Origin of the sequence: Blautia sp. TM10-2 (genome assembly GCF_003480845.1) — a bacterium.
In the GTDB taxonomy this organism is placed as follows: domain Bacteria; phylum Bacillota; class Clostridia; order Lachnospirales; family Lachnospiraceae; genus Fusicatenibacter; species Fusicatenibacter saccharivorans.
Genome location: NZ_QUJZ01000001.1, coordinates 260,613 through 280,857 on the forward strand (window position 1 = coordinate 260,613; position 20,245 = coordinate 280,857).

The 20,245-nt window shown below is 46.7% G+C and carries 22 protein-coding genes and 6 pseudogenes; 6 read left to right on the top strand and 22 right to left on the bottom strand.

Annotated features, from left to right (window positions below; all coding sequences use genetic code 11):
• Positions 1 to 3 precede the first annotated feature (3 nt).
• From DXD92_RS01330 to DXD92_RS01370, 8 genes are all read right to left on the bottom strand, one after another.
• The gene (locus DXD92_RS01330; RefSeq protein ID WP_117814036.1) at positions 4 to 654 is read right to left on the bottom strand and encodes a vWA domain-containing protein; all 651 of its coding nucleotides are present in this window, start codon (positions 652 to 654) and stop codon (positions 4 to 6) included.
• A gap of 186 nt (positions 655 to 840) precedes the next feature.
• Positions 841 to 1,857 carry an O-acetyl-ADP-ribose deacetylase gene (locus DXD92_RS01335; RefSeq protein ID WP_118639928.1) on the bottom strand — a complete coding sequence of 339 codons (1,017 nt, stop codon included), beginning with the start codon at positions 1,855 to 1,857 and terminating at the stop codon, positions 841 to 843.
• 467 nt (positions 1,858 to 2,324) lie between these two features.
• Positions 2,325 to 2,489, bottom strand: a complete 165-nt coding sequence (locus DXD92_RS19230; protein ID WP_022462483.1) for an oxidoreductase Fe-dependent alcohol dehydrogenase family — start codon at positions 2,487 to 2,489, stop codon at positions 2,325 to 2,327.
• 138 nt (positions 2,490 to 2,627) lie between these two features.
• The gene (locus DXD92_RS01345) at positions 2,628 to 3,971 is read right to left on the bottom strand and encodes an MATE family efflux transporter (protein ID WP_117760428.1); all 1,344 of its coding nucleotides are present in this window, start codon (positions 3,969 to 3,971) and stop codon (positions 2,628 to 2,630) included.
• A 20-nt stretch (positions 3,972 to 3,991) separates the two neighbouring features.
• Positions 3,992 to 4,186 (bottom strand): DUF4224 domain-containing protein, encoded by a 195-nt coding sequence (locus DXD92_RS01350; RefSeq protein ID WP_022462481.1) that lies wholly within the window; start codon positions 4,184 to 4,186, stop codon positions 3,992 to 3,994.
• A gap of 113 nt (positions 4,187 to 4,299) precedes the next feature.
• On the bottom strand, positions 4,300 to 5,190 hold the full coding sequence (locus tag DXD92_RS01355; RefSeq protein ID WP_022462480.1) for a LysR family transcriptional regulator: 891 nt from the start codon (positions 5,188 to 5,190) through the stop codon (positions 4,300 to 4,302).
• Positions 5,191 to 5,492: 302 nt separating this feature from the next.
• Entirely contained in the window at positions 5,493 to 6,410 is a 918-nt protein-coding gene (locus tag DXD92_RS01360; protein ID WP_118639929.1) for a radical SAM mobile pair protein B, read from the bottom strand.
• Between the two features lie 254 nt (positions 6,411 to 6,664).
• A complete protein-coding gene (locus DXD92_RS01370; protein WP_118639930.1) occupies positions 6,665 to 7,168 on the bottom strand; it encodes a flavin reductase family protein in 504 nt (167 codons plus the stop codon).
• Between the two features lie 154 nt (positions 7,169 to 7,322).
• On the opposite strand from DXD92_RS01370, the gene DXD92_RS01375 reads away from it, so the two are divergent.
• Positions 7,323 to 7,676, top strand: coding sequence for a winged helix-turn-helix transcriptional regulator (locus DXD92_RS01375; RefSeq protein WP_117800764.1), 354 nt, complete (start codon positions 7,323 to 7,325; stop codon positions 7,674 to 7,676).
• 85 nt (positions 7,677 to 7,761) lie between these two features.
• On the opposite strand, the gene DXD92_RS01380 is transcribed toward DXD92_RS01375, so the two are convergent.
• Genes DXD92_RS01380 through DXD92_RS01395 form a run of 4 tightly spaced genes read right to left on the bottom strand, consistent with a single transcriptional unit; the run spans position 7,762 to position 11,070 of the window.
• Positions 7,762 to 8,325, bottom strand: a complete 564-nt coding sequence (locus DXD92_RS01380; RefSeq protein ID WP_118639952.1) for a DNA-3-methyladenine glycosylase I — start codon at positions 8,323 to 8,325, stop codon at positions 7,762 to 7,764.
• A gap of 33 nt (positions 8,326 to 8,358) precedes the next feature.
• On the bottom strand, positions 8,359 to 9,195 hold the full coding sequence (locus DXD92_RS01385; RefSeq protein ID WP_118639931.1) for an NAD-dependent protein deacetylase, SIR2 family: 837 nt from the start codon (positions 9,193 to 9,195) through the stop codon (positions 8,359 to 8,361).
• 16 nt (positions 9,196 to 9,211) lie between these two features.
• A complete protein-coding gene (locus tag DXD92_RS01390) occupies positions 9,212 to 10,093 on the bottom strand; it encodes an NAD-dependent protein deacetylase, SIR2 family (RefSeq protein WP_118639932.1) in 882 nt (293 codons plus the stop codon).
• Positions 10,090 to 11,070, bottom strand: a complete 981-nt coding sequence (locus tag DXD92_RS01395; protein WP_173829423.1) for an NAD-dependent protein deacetylase — start codon at positions 11,068 to 11,070, stop codon at positions 10,090 to 10,092. The genes DXD92_RS01390 and DXD92_RS01395 overlap by 4 nt, the downstream gene beginning before the upstream one ends.
• A gap of 127 nt (positions 11,071 to 11,197) precedes the next feature.
• Between DXD92_RS01395 and DXD92_RS01400 the strand changes: the two genes are divergently transcribed.
• The 3 genes from DXD92_RS01400 to DXD92_RS01410 are packed head-to-tail and all read left to right on the top strand — an operon-like array spanning position 11,198 to position 13,199.
• Positions 11,198 to 11,740, top strand: a complete 543-nt coding sequence (locus DXD92_RS01400; RefSeq protein WP_243104816.1) for an Rrf2 family transcriptional regulator — start codon at positions 11,198 to 11,200, stop codon at positions 11,738 to 11,740.
• A 53-nt stretch (positions 11,741 to 11,793) separates the two neighbouring features.
• Positions 11,794 to 12,180 (top strand): ArsR/SmtB family transcription factor, encoded by a 387-nt coding sequence (locus DXD92_RS01405; protein WP_055228485.1) that lies wholly within the window; start codon positions 11,794 to 11,796, stop codon positions 12,178 to 12,180.
• A complete protein-coding gene (locus DXD92_RS01410) occupies positions 12,177 to 13,199 on the top strand; it encodes a helix-turn-helix domain-containing protein (RefSeq protein ID WP_118639933.1) in 1,023 nt (340 codons plus the stop codon). Before DXD92_RS01405 ends, DXD92_RS01410 begins: the two co-directional genes overlap by 4 nt.
• 95 nt (positions 13,200 to 13,294) lie before the next feature.
• Here the strand turns inward: DXD92_RS01410 and DXD92_RS01415 are convergent, their stop codons facing one another.
• Complete coding sequence (locus DXD92_RS01415) at positions 13,295 to 13,432, bottom strand: hypothetical protein (protein ID WP_442857661.1); 138 nt, start codon at positions 13,430 to 13,432, stop codon at positions 13,295 to 13,297.
• 273 nt (positions 13,433 to 13,705) lie between these two features.
• On the opposite strand from DXD92_RS01415, the pseudogene DXD92_RS01425 reads away from it, so the two are divergent.
• Together DXD92_RS01425 and DXD92_RS19145 are read left to right on the top strand one after the other, a co-directional pair.
• Positions 13,706 to 13,861, top strand: a pseudogene (locus tag DXD92_RS01425) (winged helix-turn-helix transcriptional regulator); the annotation flags it as partial.
• Between the two features lie 177 nt (positions 13,862 to 14,038).
• Positions 14,039 to 14,239, top strand: a pseudogene (locus DXD92_RS19145) (transposase); the annotation flags it as partial.
• Between the two features lie 258 nt (positions 14,240 to 14,497).
• Here DXD92_RS19145 and DXD92_RS01440 read toward each other — a convergent pair.
• The 9 genes and pseudogenes from DXD92_RS01440 to DXD92_RS01485 form a co-directional block, all read right to left on the bottom strand.
• Positions 14,498 to 14,913: pseudogene (locus DXD92_RS01440) on the bottom strand (AAA family ATPase); the annotation flags it as partial.
• Entirely contained in the window at positions 14,910 to 16,406 is a 1,497-nt protein-coding gene (gene mobQ, locus DXD92_RS01445; RefSeq protein ID WP_118639934.1) for a MobQ family relaxase, read from the bottom strand. The gene mobQ and the pseudogene DXD92_RS01440, both read right to left, overlap by 4 nt.
• The gene (locus tag DXD92_RS01450) at positions 16,372 to 16,731 is read right to left on the bottom strand and encodes a DUF3847 domain-containing protein (protein ID WP_117509145.1); all 360 of its coding nucleotides are present in this window, start codon (positions 16,729 to 16,731) and stop codon (positions 16,372 to 16,374) included. Before DXD92_RS01450 ends, mobQ begins: the two co-directional genes overlap by 35 nt.
• A 545-nt stretch (positions 16,732 to 17,276) precedes the next feature.
• Positions 17,277 to 18,029, bottom strand: coding sequence for a heparan-alpha-glucosaminide N-acetyltransferase (locus DXD92_RS01460; RefSeq protein ID WP_117509146.1), 753 nt, complete (start codon positions 18,027 to 18,029; stop codon positions 17,277 to 17,279).
• Positions 18,030 to 18,403: 374 nt separating this feature from the next.
• The gene (locus tag DXD92_RS01465; RefSeq protein ID WP_118639935.1) at positions 18,404 to 18,748 is read right to left on the bottom strand and encodes a TnpV protein; all 345 of its coding nucleotides are present in this window, start codon (positions 18,746 to 18,748) and stop codon (positions 18,404 to 18,406) included.
• Positions 18,745 to 19,311 (bottom strand): annotated as a pseudogene (locus DXD92_RS01470) (DUF4368 domain-containing protein); the annotation flags it as partial. The gene DXD92_RS01465 and the pseudogene DXD92_RS01470, both read right to left, overlap by 4 nt.
• Positions 19,311 to 19,463: pseudogene (locus tag DXD92_RS01475) on the bottom strand (helix-turn-helix domain-containing protein); the annotation flags it as partial. The pseudogenes DXD92_RS01470 and DXD92_RS01475, both read right to left, overlap by 1 nt.
• Before the next feature lie 67 nt (positions 19,464 to 19,530).
• Positions 19,531 to 19,821: a DUF5720 family protein gene (locus DXD92_RS01480; RefSeq protein ID WP_118639936.1), complete on the bottom strand. Its 291-nt coding sequence runs from the start codon at positions 19,819 to 19,821 to the stop codon at positions 19,531 to 19,533.
• Positions 19,822 to 19,833: 12 nt separating this feature from the next.
• Positions 19,834 to 20,245: pseudogene (locus DXD92_RS01485) on the bottom strand (ParB/RepB/Spo0J family partition protein); the annotation flags it as partial.

Sequence of the window (20,245 nt, forward strand, 5' to 3'; positions counted from 1 at the left end):
TTTCTATTTTCCTCCACGTTTTTTATAATCCTCATCTATACGTTTTTTCCAGTCTGCGTTCAACGGGGCACTGCACCGGACAGAGCTGATTGCTTCGCTGACCACCTCATAATTCAACGCAGTTCCTTCGCTGTCGCACTGATAGTTGACTGCACGGTCTGCACCGATTCCGAACTGGCTTGCGGTCTCTACCGCGTCAATATTAGCACCGAGGAACAAAAACTCCCAACCGTATTTCGCTTTCTGCCGCTCGATCATCTGCCTCACTTTTTCGCTGTTGTACCGGCGGCTGGCATTTTCCATTCCGTCCGTAGTGATTACGAACATGGTGTGTTCCGGTACATCCTCCGGTCTTGCATACTTATGAACATTTCCAATGTGATGAATCGCACCGCCGATGGCATCTAAGAGCGCTGTGCATCCGCGAACTGTATAATCCCGGTCGGTCATCGGTCGGATTTTCTTTACATCTACACGGTCGTGCAGGACTTCACTCACATTGTCAAACAGTACCGTTGAAATCAGTGCTTCGCCCTCTGTTTTTTTCTGCTGCTCAATCATGGAATTGAATCCGCCGATGGTATCCCGTTCCAGTCCGTTCATAGAACCGCTGCGGTCTAAGATAAAAACGATCTCTGTTAAATTCTTTCTCATATGCTTATCCTCCTAAAAGATCTCGCCCTTACGGGCTCGCTGTCGCAGTATTCGCCAAGGTTTCGAGCAAGCTCGAGCTTTGGCTCATTCCTCACGCAAATGACTGCTCGATTTCGTACCTTACAGCCATAGTATAGCGATTTTCTTTTGCGGAGTGGTCGCATGGAAAGCGACATTTCTTTTTCCTTATGTACCGATCAGACTCTGGTCAAAGGCAAACAGTGCCTCGTTAATTTCATACACATTATAGTTTCCCCGTTCGACAAAATATTCTACAATGATGTCAAATTTACTTGAATGGGACAATGTGAATCCTGCCTTGCCGAGCATCTCCTGCATCTGGGCAAGCGGTAGCTCCAAAGCGAGGGCAAATGCCAGCACCGTAGGTTTGGATGGCTTATAGAATCTATCCGAACGGATTTTTGAGAAGAGCTTTCTGTCAATATTTGCTTTCTTGTAGCACTGTGCATCCGTCATACCGCTTTCCTCAATCTTTCGAAGCAGCATTTCTGAAAAGCTCTCATCCATCTGCCCCAGCGCCTCTTCCAGAGACTGACTGCTGCAGGATTTACAGATTGCTTCGGGCGGCAGCGGGACAGATGCAGCTTCAAAGCAGGATTCCTCTTGCCATGCTTCGGAACACCGACTCTGTTCTGCCCTCCTGTCGGTATGTTCTTCCACATACCTGTCATCTATGTACACTGCGATGTCATCAAACAGCTTTCCGCTAATCTGATATGTCTTTCGGTCAAAAATAACGATATAGACCATCATCTCGTTTTCCAGCAAAAATTCGCTGATGGTATCGACTGCAACCTTCAGAGCCTGGTCTTTTGGATAGCCGTAAACACCGGAGGAAATCAGCGGAAAGGCTACAGACTGACAGCCATTTTCTTTCGCCAGATTCAAAGATGTCCGATAACAGGATTCCAGAAGCTCCTGCTCCCGATGCCTGCCATCCCGCCAGCGCGGACCGACTGCATGGATCACATATTTGCAGGGCAGACGGTATCCCTTTGTAATTTTTGCACTGCCGGTTTCGCAGCCATGCAGCGTACGGCATTCTGCAAGCAGTTCCGGTCCGGCCGCACGATGAATGCAGCCGTCCACACCTCCGCCGCCCAAAAGGGACGTGTTGGCAGCATTGACGATTGCGTCAACACTCATTTTTGTAATATCGTTTCTGATCATTTGCAACGGCATGAAGCACCCCTCCCATTCGTCCAGCAGTTGAAAATCAACATTAGTAAATAAAATATCCCATAACATAAGCTTCTTTAAAAACACTTTGATTCTTGACTCCAGGAACTTTATCGAGATATTCCATGTCATTACTTGCAATCTTAACTCTTTTTAAGTTAAGATGCAATATTTGAGTTAAAAGTAGTTGAAAATCAACATTATTAAAAATCATTTTCGAAAAAAGTCCGATGCAACATGAGCATTACACCCACACTGCACCGGACATTCCACATCATCAACTGCTCTGTCTATTTTCTTCTTCCTGCTCATGCAGCTGCTCTTTTTTCTACTCGTCCCCTTTCAGGATTTCTTTGCCACAATGTCAAGTGATGAATTAAAAAAAGACAAGCAACATCAAAGAAAAATTTCTTTCACAGCACTTGCCTTTTTCTATTATATTATCGTTATAAAAGCTCCTACTTGAATGCTTACAAACTGTTCTTCAAAATCTCCAATACCTCATCATGATTCAACACCTTATATCCACCTTCCATGATGATGGTTCCATTTGCAATACCATGCAACATTTCTTCTGTTGCCCCCAACTCATGGAGATTCATTGTAAGTCCCAGTTCTTTCATCCAAACTTCCATACAGGAAAGCCCTTCTCTGGCAACCTGTTCATCAGCTTTTCCAGCAGGATTGACCTCCCACACATTCACAGCAAAACGGCAAAACTTGCTAAGACCATAAGGCATAATATACCGATATTGAACTTATTATAAATGAATCTATATCACCTGAAATGTTTTCCATTTTCCGGACTTCTGCCTCCAGAAGAAAATGACCGCCCGAATGCTCCAGTCACAAACCATTGCAATAGCAATCCCGATCACGCCCATTTTCAAAACAATTCCCAAGAGCCATGATAAAAGCAGACGCACCGCTATCGTGGAGATAACCGAAACATACATGGTAAATTTCACATCACCCGCTGCCCGCAGCCCATTACTAAGCGCACCGGAAAAGGGATATGCTGCTGCATTAAACACGTTATGGATTAAAACCAGCCAGATTACAAGCCGTTTGGTCTCCGGCTGCAAAGCATAAAATTTCATAAAGAATGGAGTCAGAAGAAAAATCAAAAGATTCCATGCCGATGAAATCAGCAATGTGATTCTTGTCAATCTCTTAAAATAATGCTCCGCAGCATCTGCATCCCCATTTCCCATACACTGTCCAATGACCGTTATAAATACGGGACCCATAGCGACTCCCGCCAGCGCAGCCAATGACCAGATACTTTGTGCAACACCATTTGCAGCAATCTGATATGTTCCAAAAAGTGCAACGATACCGCTTAATGCTACTTTGACTAACTGGAATATACCGTTTTCCATCCCATTTGGAATAGCGATTTTTAGAATTTGTTTCATGAAATCCACATTCCACCGGAAAATCCACTTGCAGCGATAGAACACTTCATTTTTTCTCTGAAAACAAAGTACTGTAATCATCACGGCTGAAAATGTCCGAGCGATCAGTGAAGGGTATGCAACACCTGCAACACCTGCACGCAAAACAAGTACACCAATGAAATTTCCAATAACATTGATGATATTGGAAATTACCGACAAATACATGGTCACACTGGTTTTTCCAATACTGCGAAAAAGGGCAGCGCCAGCATTGTAAACCGCCAATGCCGGATAGGAATATGCAGAAATCCTAAGGTATGTAATACAAGAGTGCATCACAGAATCTTCCACTTTACCGAACATCAGACGAAGCATCCCTTCATTTCCAATTAGAACCATCACTACGATCAGTATGGAAAAAATCGCAGAAAATGAAAGAAGCTGACTGGCGGATTCTCCAGCGTCATCATTTTTCTTTCTACCAATATACTGGCTGATCACAACCGCCCCTCCAGATGCCAATGCTGTAAACAGATAAATAAAAATAGTATTGAACTGATTTACCAGTGAAACACCGGATACTGCCGCTTCTCCTGCGTAGCTGACCACCAGTGTGTCCGCCATCCCTACAAGCATTATCAGCAGCTGCTCTAAAAACAGGGGAATAATCATAGCCATCAACTTCTCGTTTGAAAACAGAGTTGTTTGCTGATTCACGCCTTTTCCTCCTCTTATTGTTATTTTTTTGTTTTACAGATCATATAATCGATTGCATCAAGTGACTGCTGCTTTTCATGTACCTCATCAAGCAATTTGTACCGATATTTTCGCAACATCCTTATCTGCATTTCTTGATCTTCGCATCCTGAAATTTTTGCGATTTCTTCTTTGCTTAATCCGGCGTTTATACGGGAATCATAATCCGGTTTCATGAAATGGCACTCCCTCCTCAATAAAAAATATAGGTGCAGAAATTAAAGCTGTTTGCTTTATCTCTACACCTATATTATAATTTTCTAATTGAATTATATCAAATACTTAGTTTTTATGGTTTGTCCATGCCTAAAAAGCATTGAATATGTTTGATGAATTTTGTGGTTGCTAAGCTAAACGGCTGACCACGTTTCCATGCTAATACACTTGTTGCTGTAAGTGGCGGATCAAGCGGTCTGAATGTAACCTTTGATTGATTCCAGAACGGTACAGCCCCTTCAATCACCAATGAATATGCCAAGCCTCCATTCACCATAATTGCGCTGTTCGTACTTAAATTGCTGGTAAAAACAATATCCAGTTTCTCATAGTAGTTGCCAAACCAACTTGCCAACTCACTCTGCACATTCATACGCCTAGGAAGAATCAAAGGCAGTACAGACAAATCTTTTGCGCTTACCGTTTCTTTCTTGGAGAGTGGATCATCCGATTTCATCAGAACCACCCATTTTTCCCTTATATTCAAGCGAATAAATTCATATTTTTCCATATCAACCGGCTCAAGAAGCAAACCAATATCCAGTAGTCCCTTCTCCATTTGTTCCTTTACCAAATCTGCTGTGGCTGTAAAAATGTCAAAAGTAACACGGGGATATTTCCGACGAAAGGACTCAATTATTTTAGGAAGAAGTTGTACAGCAGCAATTTCTCCACACCCAATGGAAATTTTACCTTCCACCTGTTCCTCTTGCTCCACTAATTCTTTTTCTGTCTTATCTACAAGCTGCAAAATTTCTTCCGCACGACGGCGAAGAAGTATTCCTTCATTTGTCAATTTGATTTTCCGTGTCCCTCTATCAAACAGCTTTACACCAATATCTTCCTCCATCTGTGCAAGCTGACGTGAAAGTGTCGGCTGCGTGATATGTAAAACTTCTGAGGCTTTTGTGATACTTTCTTCCCTTACTACAGTCAGAAAATATCGAAGAACTCTAATTTCCACGAAAAATACCTCCCAAATTCATCATGCTTAATAAGTATATTTTAACGTATCTATACTCGAAAGGCAATAAAAAACATCTGCTCATCGTATGCTTACCGGTAATATAATTTTATGTAAAACTTGATAAACACCTATCATTTAATCGTTCTGTCTACATTGTAGAGCGGGGAAAATCGAAAAACAATGGACGGAGTACAAGTCCTTCCAAGAGGGATAAGAAAACTTCTGAATGGGTAAACAGTGCTAAAAAAGGTTCTGACATTGAAGCACAGCTCCATGTCAGAACCCATTTATTTCACAAATTATTTTTGGGGGTTGCGTCGCCCGGTGTTTTCCGAGCCACGCACTTCCTCATGGTAAAAGTAATCCACAATGACCGGGTGCCCAGGCTCTGCTCGTCCGTAGGGCAGCTCGTTGTCCACGAAGGGACAGCTGTTTTCTTTCGCCAGCCGTTCCGCTTGATCCTCCAAACCACGGAAGTAGCTTCTGTCTCTCTTGTTGTAGATAGCGTCGTACAGCGGAACCAAGTCAGGATGTTTTTTACGTATATAGTCAAGGATGTCTTTTTTGAATCCGCCTCGCAGGTTTAGATTTTCTAACCATATCAGGTCGCATTGATTTCTGACCTGATGGAAGATAGCCTCAAAATCCGTGATACCCGGAAAGACAGGGGCAATAAAGCAGACGGTGCGAATGCCCGCATCATAGATCTGCTTCATGGCATCCAGCCGTCGCTTGATGCTGACGGCATTGTCCATATCGTTTTTGAAATCCTCGTCCAGCGTATTGATCGACCAAGAGACCGTGACCTTTCCCAGTTCTTTCAGAAGATCGATGTCACGGATTACCAAGTCTGACTTGGTGCAGATGAGAATTTCCGCCTCGCTGCCCCGGAGCTGTTCAAGAAGCTTTCGGGTGTTCTGAAACTGAGCCTCCTGGGGCAGATAGCCATCGGTCACAGAACCGATGACTACGCGTTGCCCTTTGTACTTTTGCGGATTTTTGATTGCTGGCCAATGTTTCACATCCAGGAATGTACCCCACGGTTCGGTGTGCCCGGTAAATCGCTTCATAAACGAGGCGTAGCAGTATTTGCAGCCATGGGTACAGCCCACATAAGGATTGACGGAATAGCCTCCCACCGGCAGGGCGGATTTTGTCATAATATTTTTGGTTTCTACATCCTGAATCAGAATGCTGCTCTCTTTTACTTCTGTCATGTCTTCTGTTCCTCCAATACCCGGTAAAAAGCCGGGGGAAATTCTTGTACCATCTGTGCCTCTCCCATGATAGGAAGCAGATCTTCCTTCATAAATACAGGGATGCCAAGCTCATGGGCCTGATGTGTCAGGTTCCACACCCATTCCGGTTTCGATACGGCTTTGCCCTTCCTATGTCCGGTCTCAGTCCCAATGACGATCCACTCAATTTAATACAAACGGCCACCGCTGATGCCTCCTTACCGTTTTAAGATTTAGCCTTCTGCCGCAGGTGCAACTTTCCCGAAGCCGTTCCAGGCATACAGCCCCTTCTTGTCCTCATCGCCCAGGAACTTGTCCACCTGACAGATGTGCAGGATATGGTCGCCAACTTCCACCGACTGCTGCAGGGTGGCCACCATCGCCAGACGAGTATCCACCGGAATCTGGATATCACTGCCATCCACAGCCATCATCTCGATGTTGTTGGCGGCCACCTTGTCGGTCTCGGCACCGGTAGATGCTCCGCAGGCCATTACTGCGCCTGCCAGACTCTCACAGGGAACAGTGACAATGACTTTGCCGGTCTCACGCACACGCTTGCCGGTGTGGGACTGTTTGCCAGTGGCGAAACCCACCATAGGCGGATTGAAGGAGAGGTAAGACACAAAGCAAATGGGAGCCAGGTTCGTAGAACCATCCTCCTTTTTAGAGCAGATCAATGTCAGCGGATTGGGGGAGGTCAGAACAGTAGCCTCCATAATGTTCAGTTCTTTCATATCATTCAGACCTTTCTGAGAAATTTCAGTCGTTGACTGCATGGCCAACCAGTGATATATTTATTATACTTGACAGCAATTTTTGTTCAAGTACGCAAATTATTTGTACCTGGTATCAAAAAGTATACTGCAAAAGACGAGGAAAGATCCAATCATGACTTATGAAGAATTCAAAGAAAAGGTTGGCAGTGTCATTCTAACCGATGATGGAAACTGCCCGGTCACACCGGTGGTTCAAATGCTGCAGGGCAAATGGAAACTCCAAATTCTCTATGAACTATGCATCAAGTGTCCCATGCGGTTTGGGGAACTGAAAAAAGTTCTCAAGCCCATCACCAATACAGCCCTGACCAACGCCCTGAAGGAGCTGGAAGCGGATGAATTGATCCAGCGCATCCAATATAATGAAATGCCCCTACGAGTGGAATACTCCCTCACCGAGAAAGGACGGGATCTGTTGCCGGTCTTTTACGCCATTTCCCAATGGGGAATGAAATATATACCATGATTCTAACTATACTAATCCGCAAGATAATAGCCGGGAGGCATTGACGATTTGAGTCAACTTCCCGGCGTTTTATTTTCTGCATTTTCTACTGCTGCAAAGGATTCAGGAAGCAACCTGATTCATGAGAGTTGATAACTCCCACCGCCTGCAAATAGGCATAGATGATTACGGTCCCCACAAACTTCATGCCTCGCTTTTTCAAGTCTTTTGAGATAGCATCCGATAATGGTGAGCTGACCTTGTCTACTTCTTGGATGCTCTTTTCATCTGTCCAATGCCATAAGTATCGGTCAAAACTGCCCCACTCTTGCTGTATCTTTTGAAACGCTTGTGCGTTGACCACTGCAGCTCGTATTTTCAGCCGGTTACGGATGATTCCAGAGTCAGCTTGCAGAGCCGTCAATTTTTCTTCGCTATAAGATGCCACCTTCCGTAAATCAAACCCGGCAAAAGCACGGCGAAATGCTTCTCGTTTATTTAAGACACATTCCCAGGTGAGGCCTGCCTGAAAATTCTCCAAAATCAACATTTCAAACAGCAACTGGTCATCGTGGACCGGTCTGCCCCATTCCTCGTCATGGTATCGCAGATAAGTGGTATTAGTCGGGCTCACCCAATGGCATCGAATCTTTCCATCTGTCCACTGCATTCGTATAGTCATTTTGAACTTGCTCCGAAATCGTTATGCCTCGCACGCCTCCCGGAGAGCAGGCAGCAGCTCATCCAGCCGCCCGTCCAGACCGAAGGACTTTTCTTTGATATTGTCCGTAATGTAGATCTCACCAAGATTGAGGGTCACATAAGTGGCGTTTGGCTCGCCGGCCACCAGGCGCATCATCGGGGCCTTGATCAGCTGATTGCGCCAGCCAATGCCCAGCTCCAGAACCACCAGTTTCTTTCCGTGGTAGGTTTTCAGAAAGTTTTGGAACCGTGCCTGGGCAGAGGTATCCGGGATCATTCTCTGACCCGCGCCCATGTGGATGTCCATGGGACCTCCGCACTTGGGACAACGCGGCACCAACTCTGTAGGCACATGGCCGCCCTGTTCGGCAGCCGATAATTTTTCGGCCACCTCTAAACTTGAATAGAGGGTATCGTGGCAGGGGCGGGCACACTGCATAGTAATCCAGTTGCCCTCAATCTCATAGATTTTCGTCGGATCGAAGCCACACAGTTCAAAGTGACCTTCTCCGTTTGATGTGACGACAAAGTAATCTTTTTCTCCTACAATGGCCTTCAAATCGTTCATCACCGGCGTAGGCTGGTACTGCCCACAGTAACGATGGATGAGCCGGGCCCAGAAGGCCCATTTTTCCTCCTCGCTGGGCCATCCGGCCATCATGCCCTGCAAAATACAACGTAAGCCGTATTTTTGTTTGAAATCCCCAAACAGTCTTTCAAAAGTCGCATTGTCCGCAAACAAATGCAGTCCTTCGGTGATGGACAGGCCGTTACTGGCTCCGATCAGGATAGCGTCCGCTTCTCTGAATTTTTTCGCAATAGGGTTCCAATCAACCATATTTGTTCGCTCCTTTCTATTTTATGGTTGCTGCGATGGATCGCTCCTGCCGGAGGGCAGCCAGAGTTTCCGCCAAATCTCCTTGCAGATACAGGCTGCGTCCCCGCAGATGCTCTGGCCTATGAGCTGCCTCTCGATTAAGACATGCATAAAAGACGTTTTCGTTTTTGGCAGTAAGTTCCCAGAAGGGCAATTTGATGATACTGGGTGTCATCTCACCCACGCCAAGTTCCAACAGCAGGACTTTTTTGTCGGACTGATCCATTATCCAGTGTCGCAGGAATCTATGGTAGCGATGCAGACTATCCTGCCAGAAGGTTCCCTCCAGAAAGGTATCATCTCGTACCCAGGGCACCAGCACCCGCCCGCAATCCGGGCAACGAGGAACAGCCTCCTCCGGCAGGCGAACACCTGCCAGGCAACCAGTCAGTTCCTTCACCAGTTCGCGGTTTTCCCCAATATCATCCCGGCAGGGCTGACTGCATTGGCAGTAGCTAAATTCTCCCTGAAAGGCGCAAATTTGTTTCTGGGGAAATACTCGAAAAAACTGCTGATCCACATTGGTGGTCAGAACAAAAGCAGGTTTGTCCGCAACAAGCGCCTGCAGGTCCAGATAGGGCTGCCCAGTAGGGGCTTCCCACATGAAGCGGATATATTGACTGTAATACCCCCACTGTTCCCCATAGCTGGAAAAGCAATGGTAGAATCCAGCCAGCGGAGAGGTAAAGCCATACTGTTCGCGAAAGGGAGCCAATGCCTCCGAAAGTGCCGGGGACCAATGGTAGTGGTCGTATCCAGCCGCGCTTGACAGGCCGGAGCCGCCTCCGATCACAACGGCATCTGCTTGATCAATACGCTCAGCAAGTTCCTGAAGCGTCGCTTGGTTTCCACCCCTCATCGATCGTTATCTCCGCTGTCCATGGTATCCCGTGCATCCCGTAGCACTTGAGCAATGTCGGCCACAATGGTCATGCCCTTGTCCTCCAACTGCTTGGGCAGGAAGTTATACTTGTTGTTGACAGCAATATATCGAGCATGGGGAAAGCTGAGGGTCATGTTCCAGAAAGGTTCTTGGATAAACATGGGAGTCATTCGGCCCACGCCCAGCTCCAGGAACAAAATTTTGCTGTCTTTGTGTTCCAGCACATAGCGAGAAATTTTTTCGTACTGTTCTTCGTATTTCTTTCCTTGCAGAAAATTCCCATATCCTCGCACCCAAGGGAATGCCTCGCCGCCGCAGTGGGGGCATCGGGGAATGAGATCCGTGGGAATCTTCGTGTCACTCCCCATAGCGGCTACCATATCAGCCACCGGCTTTACCGCATCCCAAGTGTCATCGGTACAACAGGCGGCACACTGGAAGAAGCGGTGATCCCCCTGAATCTCTGCCACCTTCTCCTCCGGGTAGAGTTTGACAAACTGGGTATCCTGGTTCGTGGTGAGGATGAAGAAGTCCTTGCCTTTCAGCAAAGCGTCTAAATCCAAATAGGAATGACGCACAGGTGCGGTCTGGGTGGTGTGAAGGAATGTGGCGAGATACCCCCAATACTCTTCCCTTGTCTTCCAGGGGTGCATCATCCCTGCAAAAGCACCTTTGAAGTGGTACTTCTCGGCAAAAGGGCGGAAGTATTTGCGGTAAGAGTCGTTGTCCTCGTAGTAAAAATCTCCACCACCGGCAGCGGACAGGCCGGAGGCTCCGCCCACTACCACACAGTCAGCTTCCTTTACCTCCTGTACCAAACGATGGATCTGTTCGCTATACGGCAGCGGCTTTTTGTCAGTCAGCTGATAAGGCGTACCGCCGGAAGCATAGATATGATAGTGCCTGGAATAATTCATCTGGGTCTGCATGACCAGATCATCATAGAAGTTCATTGTCACCATTCCTTTCAAGTGGGTGTTATTTTTATTCTTACTTCAAATTATTTTAGCATCCTCTTGCGTCACTGTCAATATGTTGTTATAATAAAAATAACATCAAAGTAAAAAAGGAGATCAGGCTATGAAATATTCTACCCGCCTTAGCGATGCTGTTCATATTCTGGCTTTTATCGCTCTGTACCCAAACTGCGACCTGACCAGTAACAAGCTGGCAGAGAGCATTCAGACGAATCCTGCCTATGTGCGCCAGCTCATGTCCGCCCTGCGGAAGGGAGGACTGCTGGTCAGCGTGAAGGGACATCCCCGACCTGCTCTGGCTCGTGAGCCGGAGAAAATCACTCTGCTGGATGCCTATCGGGCAGTAGAGGGCAACAAGCCCCTGCTCCATCAGGACATCCACACCAATCCTGCCTGTGGCGTGAGTGTAAATATTCAACTGGTGCTGCGGGATTTTTACTTGGACATTCAAAAAACAGCGGAACAAAGAATGCAAGGAATCACGTTGAAAGATGTGCTGGAACAATATCACATGACTCCCATTGGTTACCCCTGTCCTTTTGCCAAACGTATGCGGGAGCTGGTGCAGAAAGAGATAGGTGATGGTGTCCGTATCTTGGATTACACCCATGACGCTGGTCCTGAACCAGAAATATTTCAGAAGTAAAGTTTCTTTTTCCTTCAGCCTATGGTAAGATAGACTTTAAGGAGGAGTGCTAAATGATTCAGAACCCCTTACCACACGACCACGGACAAACTATCGAGCAGGAACTGGAACATATGCCCAGCGTAGAAAACTTTCAAACCGTAGCTGATATTTTCAAGCAGCTGGGGGATGGCAGCCGTATTCGCATTTTTTGGTTGCTTTGCCACTGTGAGGAATGTGTTATCAATCTTTCAGCCATGGTAAATATGAGCAGTCCTGCAGTTTCTCACCATCTCAAGCAGTTGAAATCAGCAGGTCTGATCGTTAGCCGCCGGGACGGAAAAGAGGTCTATTATAAAGCGGCCGATACCGAGCAGGCCCGAAATTTCCATCACATGATTGAGTGGCTTGTAAAAATCGCCTGTCCGTCGCAAGTAGAAAAACAAAAAGGAACGCCATGAAAAAAGAAGAATCCAAAGTTATCGCTCAAAAATTTCAAAAGATTCCAAACGGCACACTCGCCTTGAAGCATTGCCGTGCTGGCGGAACGGGTACCACACTCTTTGGAGAACAGTTTCGAGCGGTTACCGCTGGAAAAGGGGGTATGGAGGCATATGAAACTTTTCCTGGAATAGAGGTATCCTTCAATGTTTTTCTTGCTTCAGAGATCAAGTTTCAGCATGATGCTTCGGATTCTGTTTTAGAAATTTACTATTGTCGCAGTGGTCGCGTGGGTTGGAATATGCAAGACGGTACTGCCGTCTATTTAGGTACAGGTGATGTGACAGCACACAGTATGGCCTGCTGCGCGGATTCCGCCATGATGTTTCCCCTAGGATATTCAGAGGGAATTTCCATTTCCGTGGATCTGAAACAGCTCTCTTCCATTTGCCCGGAAGTTTTAAAGAATGCCGGTGTGGAGGCAGACCAGTTACGGGATCGATTTTGCTCCGGAAAACCATCCGCAATCCCGTCCTGTTCCGATTTAGAGCACATTTTTGCCCCACTCTTTTCTGCTCCTGTATCCGTTCGAATTTCCCTCTTGAAATTGAAGGTGCTGGAAATTTTGATTTATTTGAGCAACATGAAATCGGAGCATAAAGAATTGACTCAATACTTCTCCCAGCAAACCGAATTGATAAAAGAAATTCATCAACAGTTGACAGAGCACTTGGATCAACGATTTACGATCGCAGAACTTTCCAAACAGTATTTGATAAATACCTCCACTCTAAAGGAGATATTCAAGGCAGTCTACGGCCAGCCTATCGCCACCTATATGAAGGAATTTCGAGTGCGTCAGGCTATGAAATTATTACGGGAAACAAATGACACTATCGCGGATATTGCTTCCCAGGTAGGCTACCAAACCCAGGGGAAATTTTCAAGCGCTTTTCAGTCTATAGTCAAAATGTCACCCAGAGAATACAGAAAAATCCAGGGTATAGCTCCATCGGATTCCTTTAGCAAAACACTGTAATGAAAAATTCTGGTAGACTACTGCCAACAAAGCCAAGTTCTTCACTTTTGATGTATAGTCAATCAGCGTTGTCATCCTAATCTGTGCTGACTGCATCAGCAGCCGTTTTCCACATACTGAACATAGGAGATCAAACCGTCTGTTCTTACAGCATCCAGTGTTTTTACGCTGATTCCCAGTATACTGGCTGCTTCCTTCCTTGTAATCAGTTTATCCATCGCCTTCTTCGTCATAGTTCATAGCGAAAGCTCCCTTCCTGTGATAGCTACATACTACCACAAAAGTAATTATCTTTCACTGACAACTATCCTAACACACAGGGATAACTTGAATAGAGTAAAATGCTCGCATCTATCATTTCAAGCAAGAGAAAATGAAGTGAAATGCTTGCATTCTCTAATGATTATTATGAATTGATTTTTAGGGCAACACAATCCGTCGAATTATTTTGCGCTTACTTTCAAAAAATCTTGAAACGCATATTTTTAAAAATGCAGATGTAGACTGTCAAGGAGCTGGAAGCGGATAAACTGATCGTCCGCACCGAGTATCCGCAGATTCCGCCGAAGGTGGAATATACGCTTTCGGAACGAGGAAAAACGCTGATGACTGTGCTGGATCAGCTCTGTGTCTGGGGCGAGGAGAATCGACTGACAGAGTGACAACTTCCAATGGAGCAGTGAAGCACACTGCCGCCTGTGAGAAATCCTACATCTCTGGGGTGATAAGAAAAAGTACAGAGAAACCATATTTTCAGAAAGCACTGCCGGGTGCTGTATCAGCATGATACTTGGCAGGCTTTATCCATATCAGTGTATGGAGATTGGAGACAACAGCAAATGAAAGAAAACTGTCTATGGTATTGGCAAAAAAAGAGACAGGGCAAATGTCGAAAGGATAGTCCAGAATTAAAGGATGCACTCCTCAGGAGGATGCTTCCACCAAACAATGAATCTATTACCAAGATATCCAGAGAAGAAGGAATCTCTGAACAGACACTTCGTAACTGGCGGGATAAAGCCAGAAAGGAAGGCTATGCTGCTCCTGGTACGGATGCTGTTCCTGATGACTGGAGTACACAGGATAAATTTTTAGTTGTTGTTGAAACAGCAGGTATGAATGAAACGGAACTTGCCGAGTATGCCCGTAAAAAAGGTCTTTATATCGAGCAGATCAAAGCCTGGAAAGATGCCTGCATGAATGCCAATGGTGGCATCGCTAAAGAAGCTTCCCGGCTTAACCGCGAACTTAAGGATTCTGAGAAAGAACGCAGAAAACTTGAAAAAGAATTACAGCGCAAGGGCTACGTCTGCTTCCATCAATCGGGGCTTGACCGTATCGCCCAGACCGTCCTCGGCGGTCTGATAGATGATATTGAAAGGTTCAAGTGTCTCCATACCGGGCAAAGGCTTTCGATTGGTGCAAGCCGCCGCAAGGCGCATGGCAAAGTAGGTCTTGCCCTCGCCGGGATTACCCTGGATAATTGTCAGCTTTCGGGAAAGGACTTGCCGTAAAACTCTATGACAAAATCAATGGGATAGCCGCCCTTGCTCTGGCTGTGGCGAAACCACTTGTTTCCCCGGACGGTCAGACTGTCATGTTCTTTCCAGCGGTATTCTCGTCCGCTTTTTATCAGTGTCTCTCCCTGTGTGCGGAGAAAATCTTCCAGACTGACGGCATTTGCCCGGTCAATCTGCGCTTGGGTATAATTCATCGGGATAGTTCCTCCTTTTTCTGTCGTGTTTGGGGTCGATTTTGGAGCTTTTGTTCCTCTGTACGCTCGTTAAATCGGGCGGCAGTATCTACACATGACTTGACCTTCCAAAGGCGGTGTAAATCGTCTCTGACAGCCTTAAACTCGCCGTAGGTGCTTTCGTGTGCCTGTTCCAGCTCGTCATACTCGTCGGACAGCTTTTTCATATCCACCTTGCCGTCCGGGAACTCCTCGGTCAGCTTTCGTCTGGCGGCGTAGAACTGTATCAGTTCCGCTTCATGCTCTGCCTTGTACTTGGCTCTGGGCTTCTCAAACTTGATTTTCTGCAAGCCGTCATAGACAGGCTTCAAGTTCTGGAAAGCGGCGGAGCTGTCATAGAGTTGCTTAATTGCTTTCATTCGGGCGGTCTGTTCGTCCAGCGTTTTCTTCAAGCTCTCTGTGGCAGCACTGTGTTCGCTGACACGGCTTTCCAAATCTTCAAGGGAGTAAATGCCGTTTGCCCGGAGATAATTGAAAGTCTCGTTCATCTCCTTTAGATTGCTGACCTTGCCTTTCTGCGAATATGCCCCGGCTCTGCGCTGGGTGTAATAGGCGCTCAGCAGCGAAACAAGGTCGGGTGCCTGCGGCTTGGCAAGCTCCGCTTTTGCTTCGGCAATCCAATCAAACAGGAGAGCGATTTTCTTCTTGATGTCCCGGATAACGGCATTGGTGGCTCTGATCCAGCGGTTGAACTCGCCTTTCTCGGTGCGTATGCCTTTCTTCTCCATTGCCTGGACGGTTGCGCCCTCATGGACGGTGGGAAAAAGCTCCACGCCCTGACGCTCATAGCTCCGGTGGTCGATACGAACATCAATACCTTTTTCCGCAAACTTGGCATTGCATAGCTCCGCCCATGCTTCACGCCAATGTTCCAGCGTTTCGGGACTGCCCCAGTCGGTAGTGGGAACGGCGTTGAACACAAACTTTCCGTCTGCGTCTCGGATACGGTTGCCGTCCTCGTCCAGCTCATACACCCGGCGTTGCTTTAGTCCCCATTTGCCGTTCTGCTCGATGGGGCGGATGGGGCAAAGCACATGAAAATGCGGATTGGGTACGCCGCCGTCCTCCCGGTCTGGCTGGTGTACGGCGAAGTCAACCACCATGCCACGGCTCACAAAGTTCTCCAATAAAAATTGCCTTGCAAGAGCGATGTTTTCCTCAAGGGAAAATTCATTCTGCAAGGCAATGTCAAAGCTGTATGCAAGCTGGGCGTTCTTTCCACGCTCGGCTTTTTCCACGGCGTTCCATAGGGTTTGGCGGTCTGCGTATTCTGGCGGTGCATGGGACGGCAAGAGAATGTCAGAGCAGATCACGCCGCCCTTGCGGGTGTAGTCGCTGTATTCGCCGTAATACTCGCTATACAATCGCTCCCCGGCTCGGTAGGCAGCAGAAGCGATAGCGGACTGTCCTGCGCTTCGCTTAGTCTGCGTGACGCTCAGATGAAATAGTGCCATCGGCTTTCAACTCCTTTTCTCCGTTTGCTTGGCTGATGTGGGTAATCGTCATGTGACGGACGGCTCGCTGGACTTCGGACAAAGAAAAGATTTGTTCCATCAGCTCTGTCATTTCGGTGCGTGTGAGATCTTTGACCTCCGGGGCAAGGCTCTCAATCGTGCCGCCCAGATTGCAAAGACGATGGGTGCGTTTCTGCCTTTCGCCTTTCTCCAGATATTTCTTTCTGTTCTCAAGACGGTTGAGCTTGTGCTGTTCCTGTGCAAGCTGCGTCTCGGCCCGTTCCTTTTCGGCTCGGAGCTGGTCAAGGGTTTTCGGTTTTGTCATTGTGATTGACCTCCTATTTTTGATTTTGGGGATAAAAAAAGACCGTCAACTTTTCGCATAGTGCGACCAGTCAACGGTCTGATTTTCGGTATTTGTTTTTCCAAACTTGCTGGCGGCGAACGGTTTGTCAAAACCGTTTGCGGACGGCAAGTACACAAGGGATAGCCGCATTAGCAGCGCAAGGGGGTGTAGCCACCTTGACGGAACGAAGTGACGAAACATTCTCGGTCATGCAGCTTTTTTCTGCTGACAGAGAATGAAGCTCCGCAGGACGCACGATACTCCCGATAGGAGAGTATAGAAGTGCACCCTTTAGTTCCTAAAGGGATTTTATCAGTTCGCCAAACTTGAATCTGTCGTATTAGAGATTCTTCGCTTGCAGCTCCCTTAACGATTTCTTCGCTGGCGAAGTTGGTAGCGACCGATACATCACCGGCTACAAACTGTGATAATCAAAAATAAACACATTTGCCGATATTAAAGAAAGGAAGCCCCCTTTTTGGGGGCTTCCTTTCTTGTTTACTCCACCGATCAACGGCTCAATATTAAAAAATCTCCGAAACCAAGAACGCTACAACATAGCAGATCGGTTGGTGTATCATGTAAATAATAAGCGAATGTTTCCCTAAAAAGTTAATACCTGGAACTTTCCATTTTCCAAATAGCCGGTTAATCAGCCCCTTTTCCTGTAAGAAACTGTACAGGAAATATCCTGTTGCAAATAAGAAAATCCATGGGAGCAACGGAAAATAGTCGGTAGATGAAAAGCCAGCTTGCGGAAATCCAATATAAGCTAATACCGATTTCAACCATGTAACATTCAGCAAATTATCAGATAGTTGGATAGGGTCTTGCTTCGTCCAACTTCTGAGAATGAGGAATAGCACAAAACTAACACTTACCCCAACCCCAGCCGGGATTTTTTTCAGAACCTTATCCAGTAAAATCCATATCAAAATACAGCTGCCAATAAGCGTTAGAACACCGTAGCGCACCCGATCATTGGGAAGAACTATGGCGGTAACGAGCGAAACGACCACACCACCACCAAACGCCCACAATCCCCTTTTCATGTGTTTTTTTCCTAAATGCCAGCTGAACCCAGCCAGCAAAATAAAAGTCCAGCAAATGGATTGCTGCCAAATATAGGCACCGTGGGACTTATACCATGGAATATCTGCATTATACAGATAAACTAAATCCCATAAGAAATGATACGAAATCATTTCAATAATGGTTATACCTCTTATCAAATCAATAAACGGTAAACGCTGCTTTATTTGCGTTGTTTCCAGCAAAATTTCATCACCCCTTTTATTTACTCCAAAATCGGCTCCACCAGCTCCGGGGCGACTCTGGCTGCTGCCGTTCCGGCTCTGCCGGAGCTACGCAATCCTCTGATTTTCTTCATGTTCTGTACCTCTTTCGTAAATTCCGATTCATAATGTAAGAGTAAGGTCTATCCGGCCTTGCTCTTTTCTTTTAAAATGGAGATATGGTCTGACGAAATTTCCGATTGGGACATCACGCCCGCAGACAAATGTGTCAGCCAGCCTCCATTTGTTGCTCACTTTTCGTATTCAAATTGTACCATAAAACTTGTGAACAGTTCTACCGCAACTTTGGACTATATGAGAAAAGTCCGAACAGTTTTCTGCCCGGACTTCCTCGCTCAATCATAAATCAATTCCGCTTTCACAATCTCCTCTGCCTGTGCCTTGCAAGCGTTCATCTGCCGCACCCATTCCATTTGATTATCGGCTTTCAGTTGCTCAGTCACACCGTTTTGCTCTGCCAGTGACCGCACGATCTGCTCCATGCGGTTTCGTGCCGCTTCGTCAATCTCGGCACAATGTTCAAAGAGCTTGTCGGATAGCACCAGTTCATTGAACAGTATCGGGCGGTGCATTTCCAGATACGCCTTGCGAAGTCTGCCGTAGTGTCCGATGGGCTTGGTCTTGCGGATAACGATGTTCGGGATAAGATAATCTCCGTTCCGTGTGTAAGTGATATTCATGCTGTTTGTACTCCTTTCATCGGCTCTCTCTGCGGTAAACTGCTGACAGGGACGAACACGCCCTTTGCAATGTCCTCCGCACGAATGGCGGCTTTCTTAGCTTCAATTTCTGCCTTTTTCCGCTTCTTGATTTTGTCCTCGTATCGCTTCTGCGCTCCGCTGGCTTTCCGCTTCAAGTAGTTCTGATGAAGCCTGTCCTTGCGTTCCTCACGCTTGCGGATTTCCTCTAATTCCTCCGGGGTAAGCTCCGCTTCTCCAAACGCCGGGGGAACGAATCGCCCAACAAAATTGAAGTAAATCTCGACCTCCTGTGTGGTCTGTATACTGCCTTTACGGTCACGCTCATGCACAAGGATTTTCTCGATAAACTCGTTGAGCATAGCAATGGTCAGCTTGTCGAAGTTCTCATACTTGTCAATCAGAGCGATAAAACGATCAGCGTCCTTTTCGTGCTTCTCATAGCTCTTGACAGCCTTTTCCAGAACAGAGATTTCAGCGGTAAGCTCGGACTGTTCCTTTTCGTATTGAGCGTCCAGAGTGGCGTATCTGCTGTCGGACAGCTTGCAAGACCACGGGTGGTGTAATTCCAGTCCTCTGGCAAAGACAGCATCATGGAAAGCAGCCCCTTGGCTTTTAACGACAGGTTTGCATTTCGTAAATGATGATTGCTCATCACAGTATAATCACGGGTCCGTTCAATGCGAAAAACGGCCATCGACCTCACTCCTTCCGACTTTTGGATATAAAAAAAGCCACAATCCCAAATCAAAGAATTGTGGCGTTCAACTTTCTCTATATTTTCTTGTGCGTTTCTTTCCCGGCTTAAAGTCGAGGATGTGTCCCTCAACAACACGGGCATACCGCTTGATTTTGATTTTCCGGCGCTGCTGGTCTTGGAGAGCATTCTGATAGCTGTCCTCTGCAAGAAACAGACGCATTTCATCACCTCTGCTCCCGTAAGCACTACACGGATGGAGAACAACAAACTCAATCATCCATCGGGTGCTGTCCTCAAAGCGTTCCACGGCAAGAATGTTATGTCCTTTCAGCTCCCTTGCTGAAATATCCATCATAGGCGGCTCCTTTCATCGTTCCTGGTCTCTCTGACGCTTTTTCTGCCATGCCTCCAGCAGCTTGATGATGGTTTCCTGCATCCGCTGGGGCGTATAGCTTTTAGGGAAATACTTCCGCAAGGTGTCAGAGGTAAATGTCACTCGGTCCAGATCGCTTTTCTTTTCCTCACCCATGATGACACGCATCATATCGAGGGTCAGATGCCCCTCCTGACTGTATTTCTTGAGCCGCTGGGCTTGAGAAAGAGAAGGGGTAGCCTGTTCGCTGTCCATCGCGTCCAACAGGTCTACCTGTTCCTCCTTTTTGAGAAAGGACAGCTCATAGGCAGGGTTCAGGGCAATCTTCTTTTCATCCACCATATCCATCAATTCAGAAATCAGCTCTGTCAGACGGATATAGCGAAAAATCTGGTTTTTACTCTGA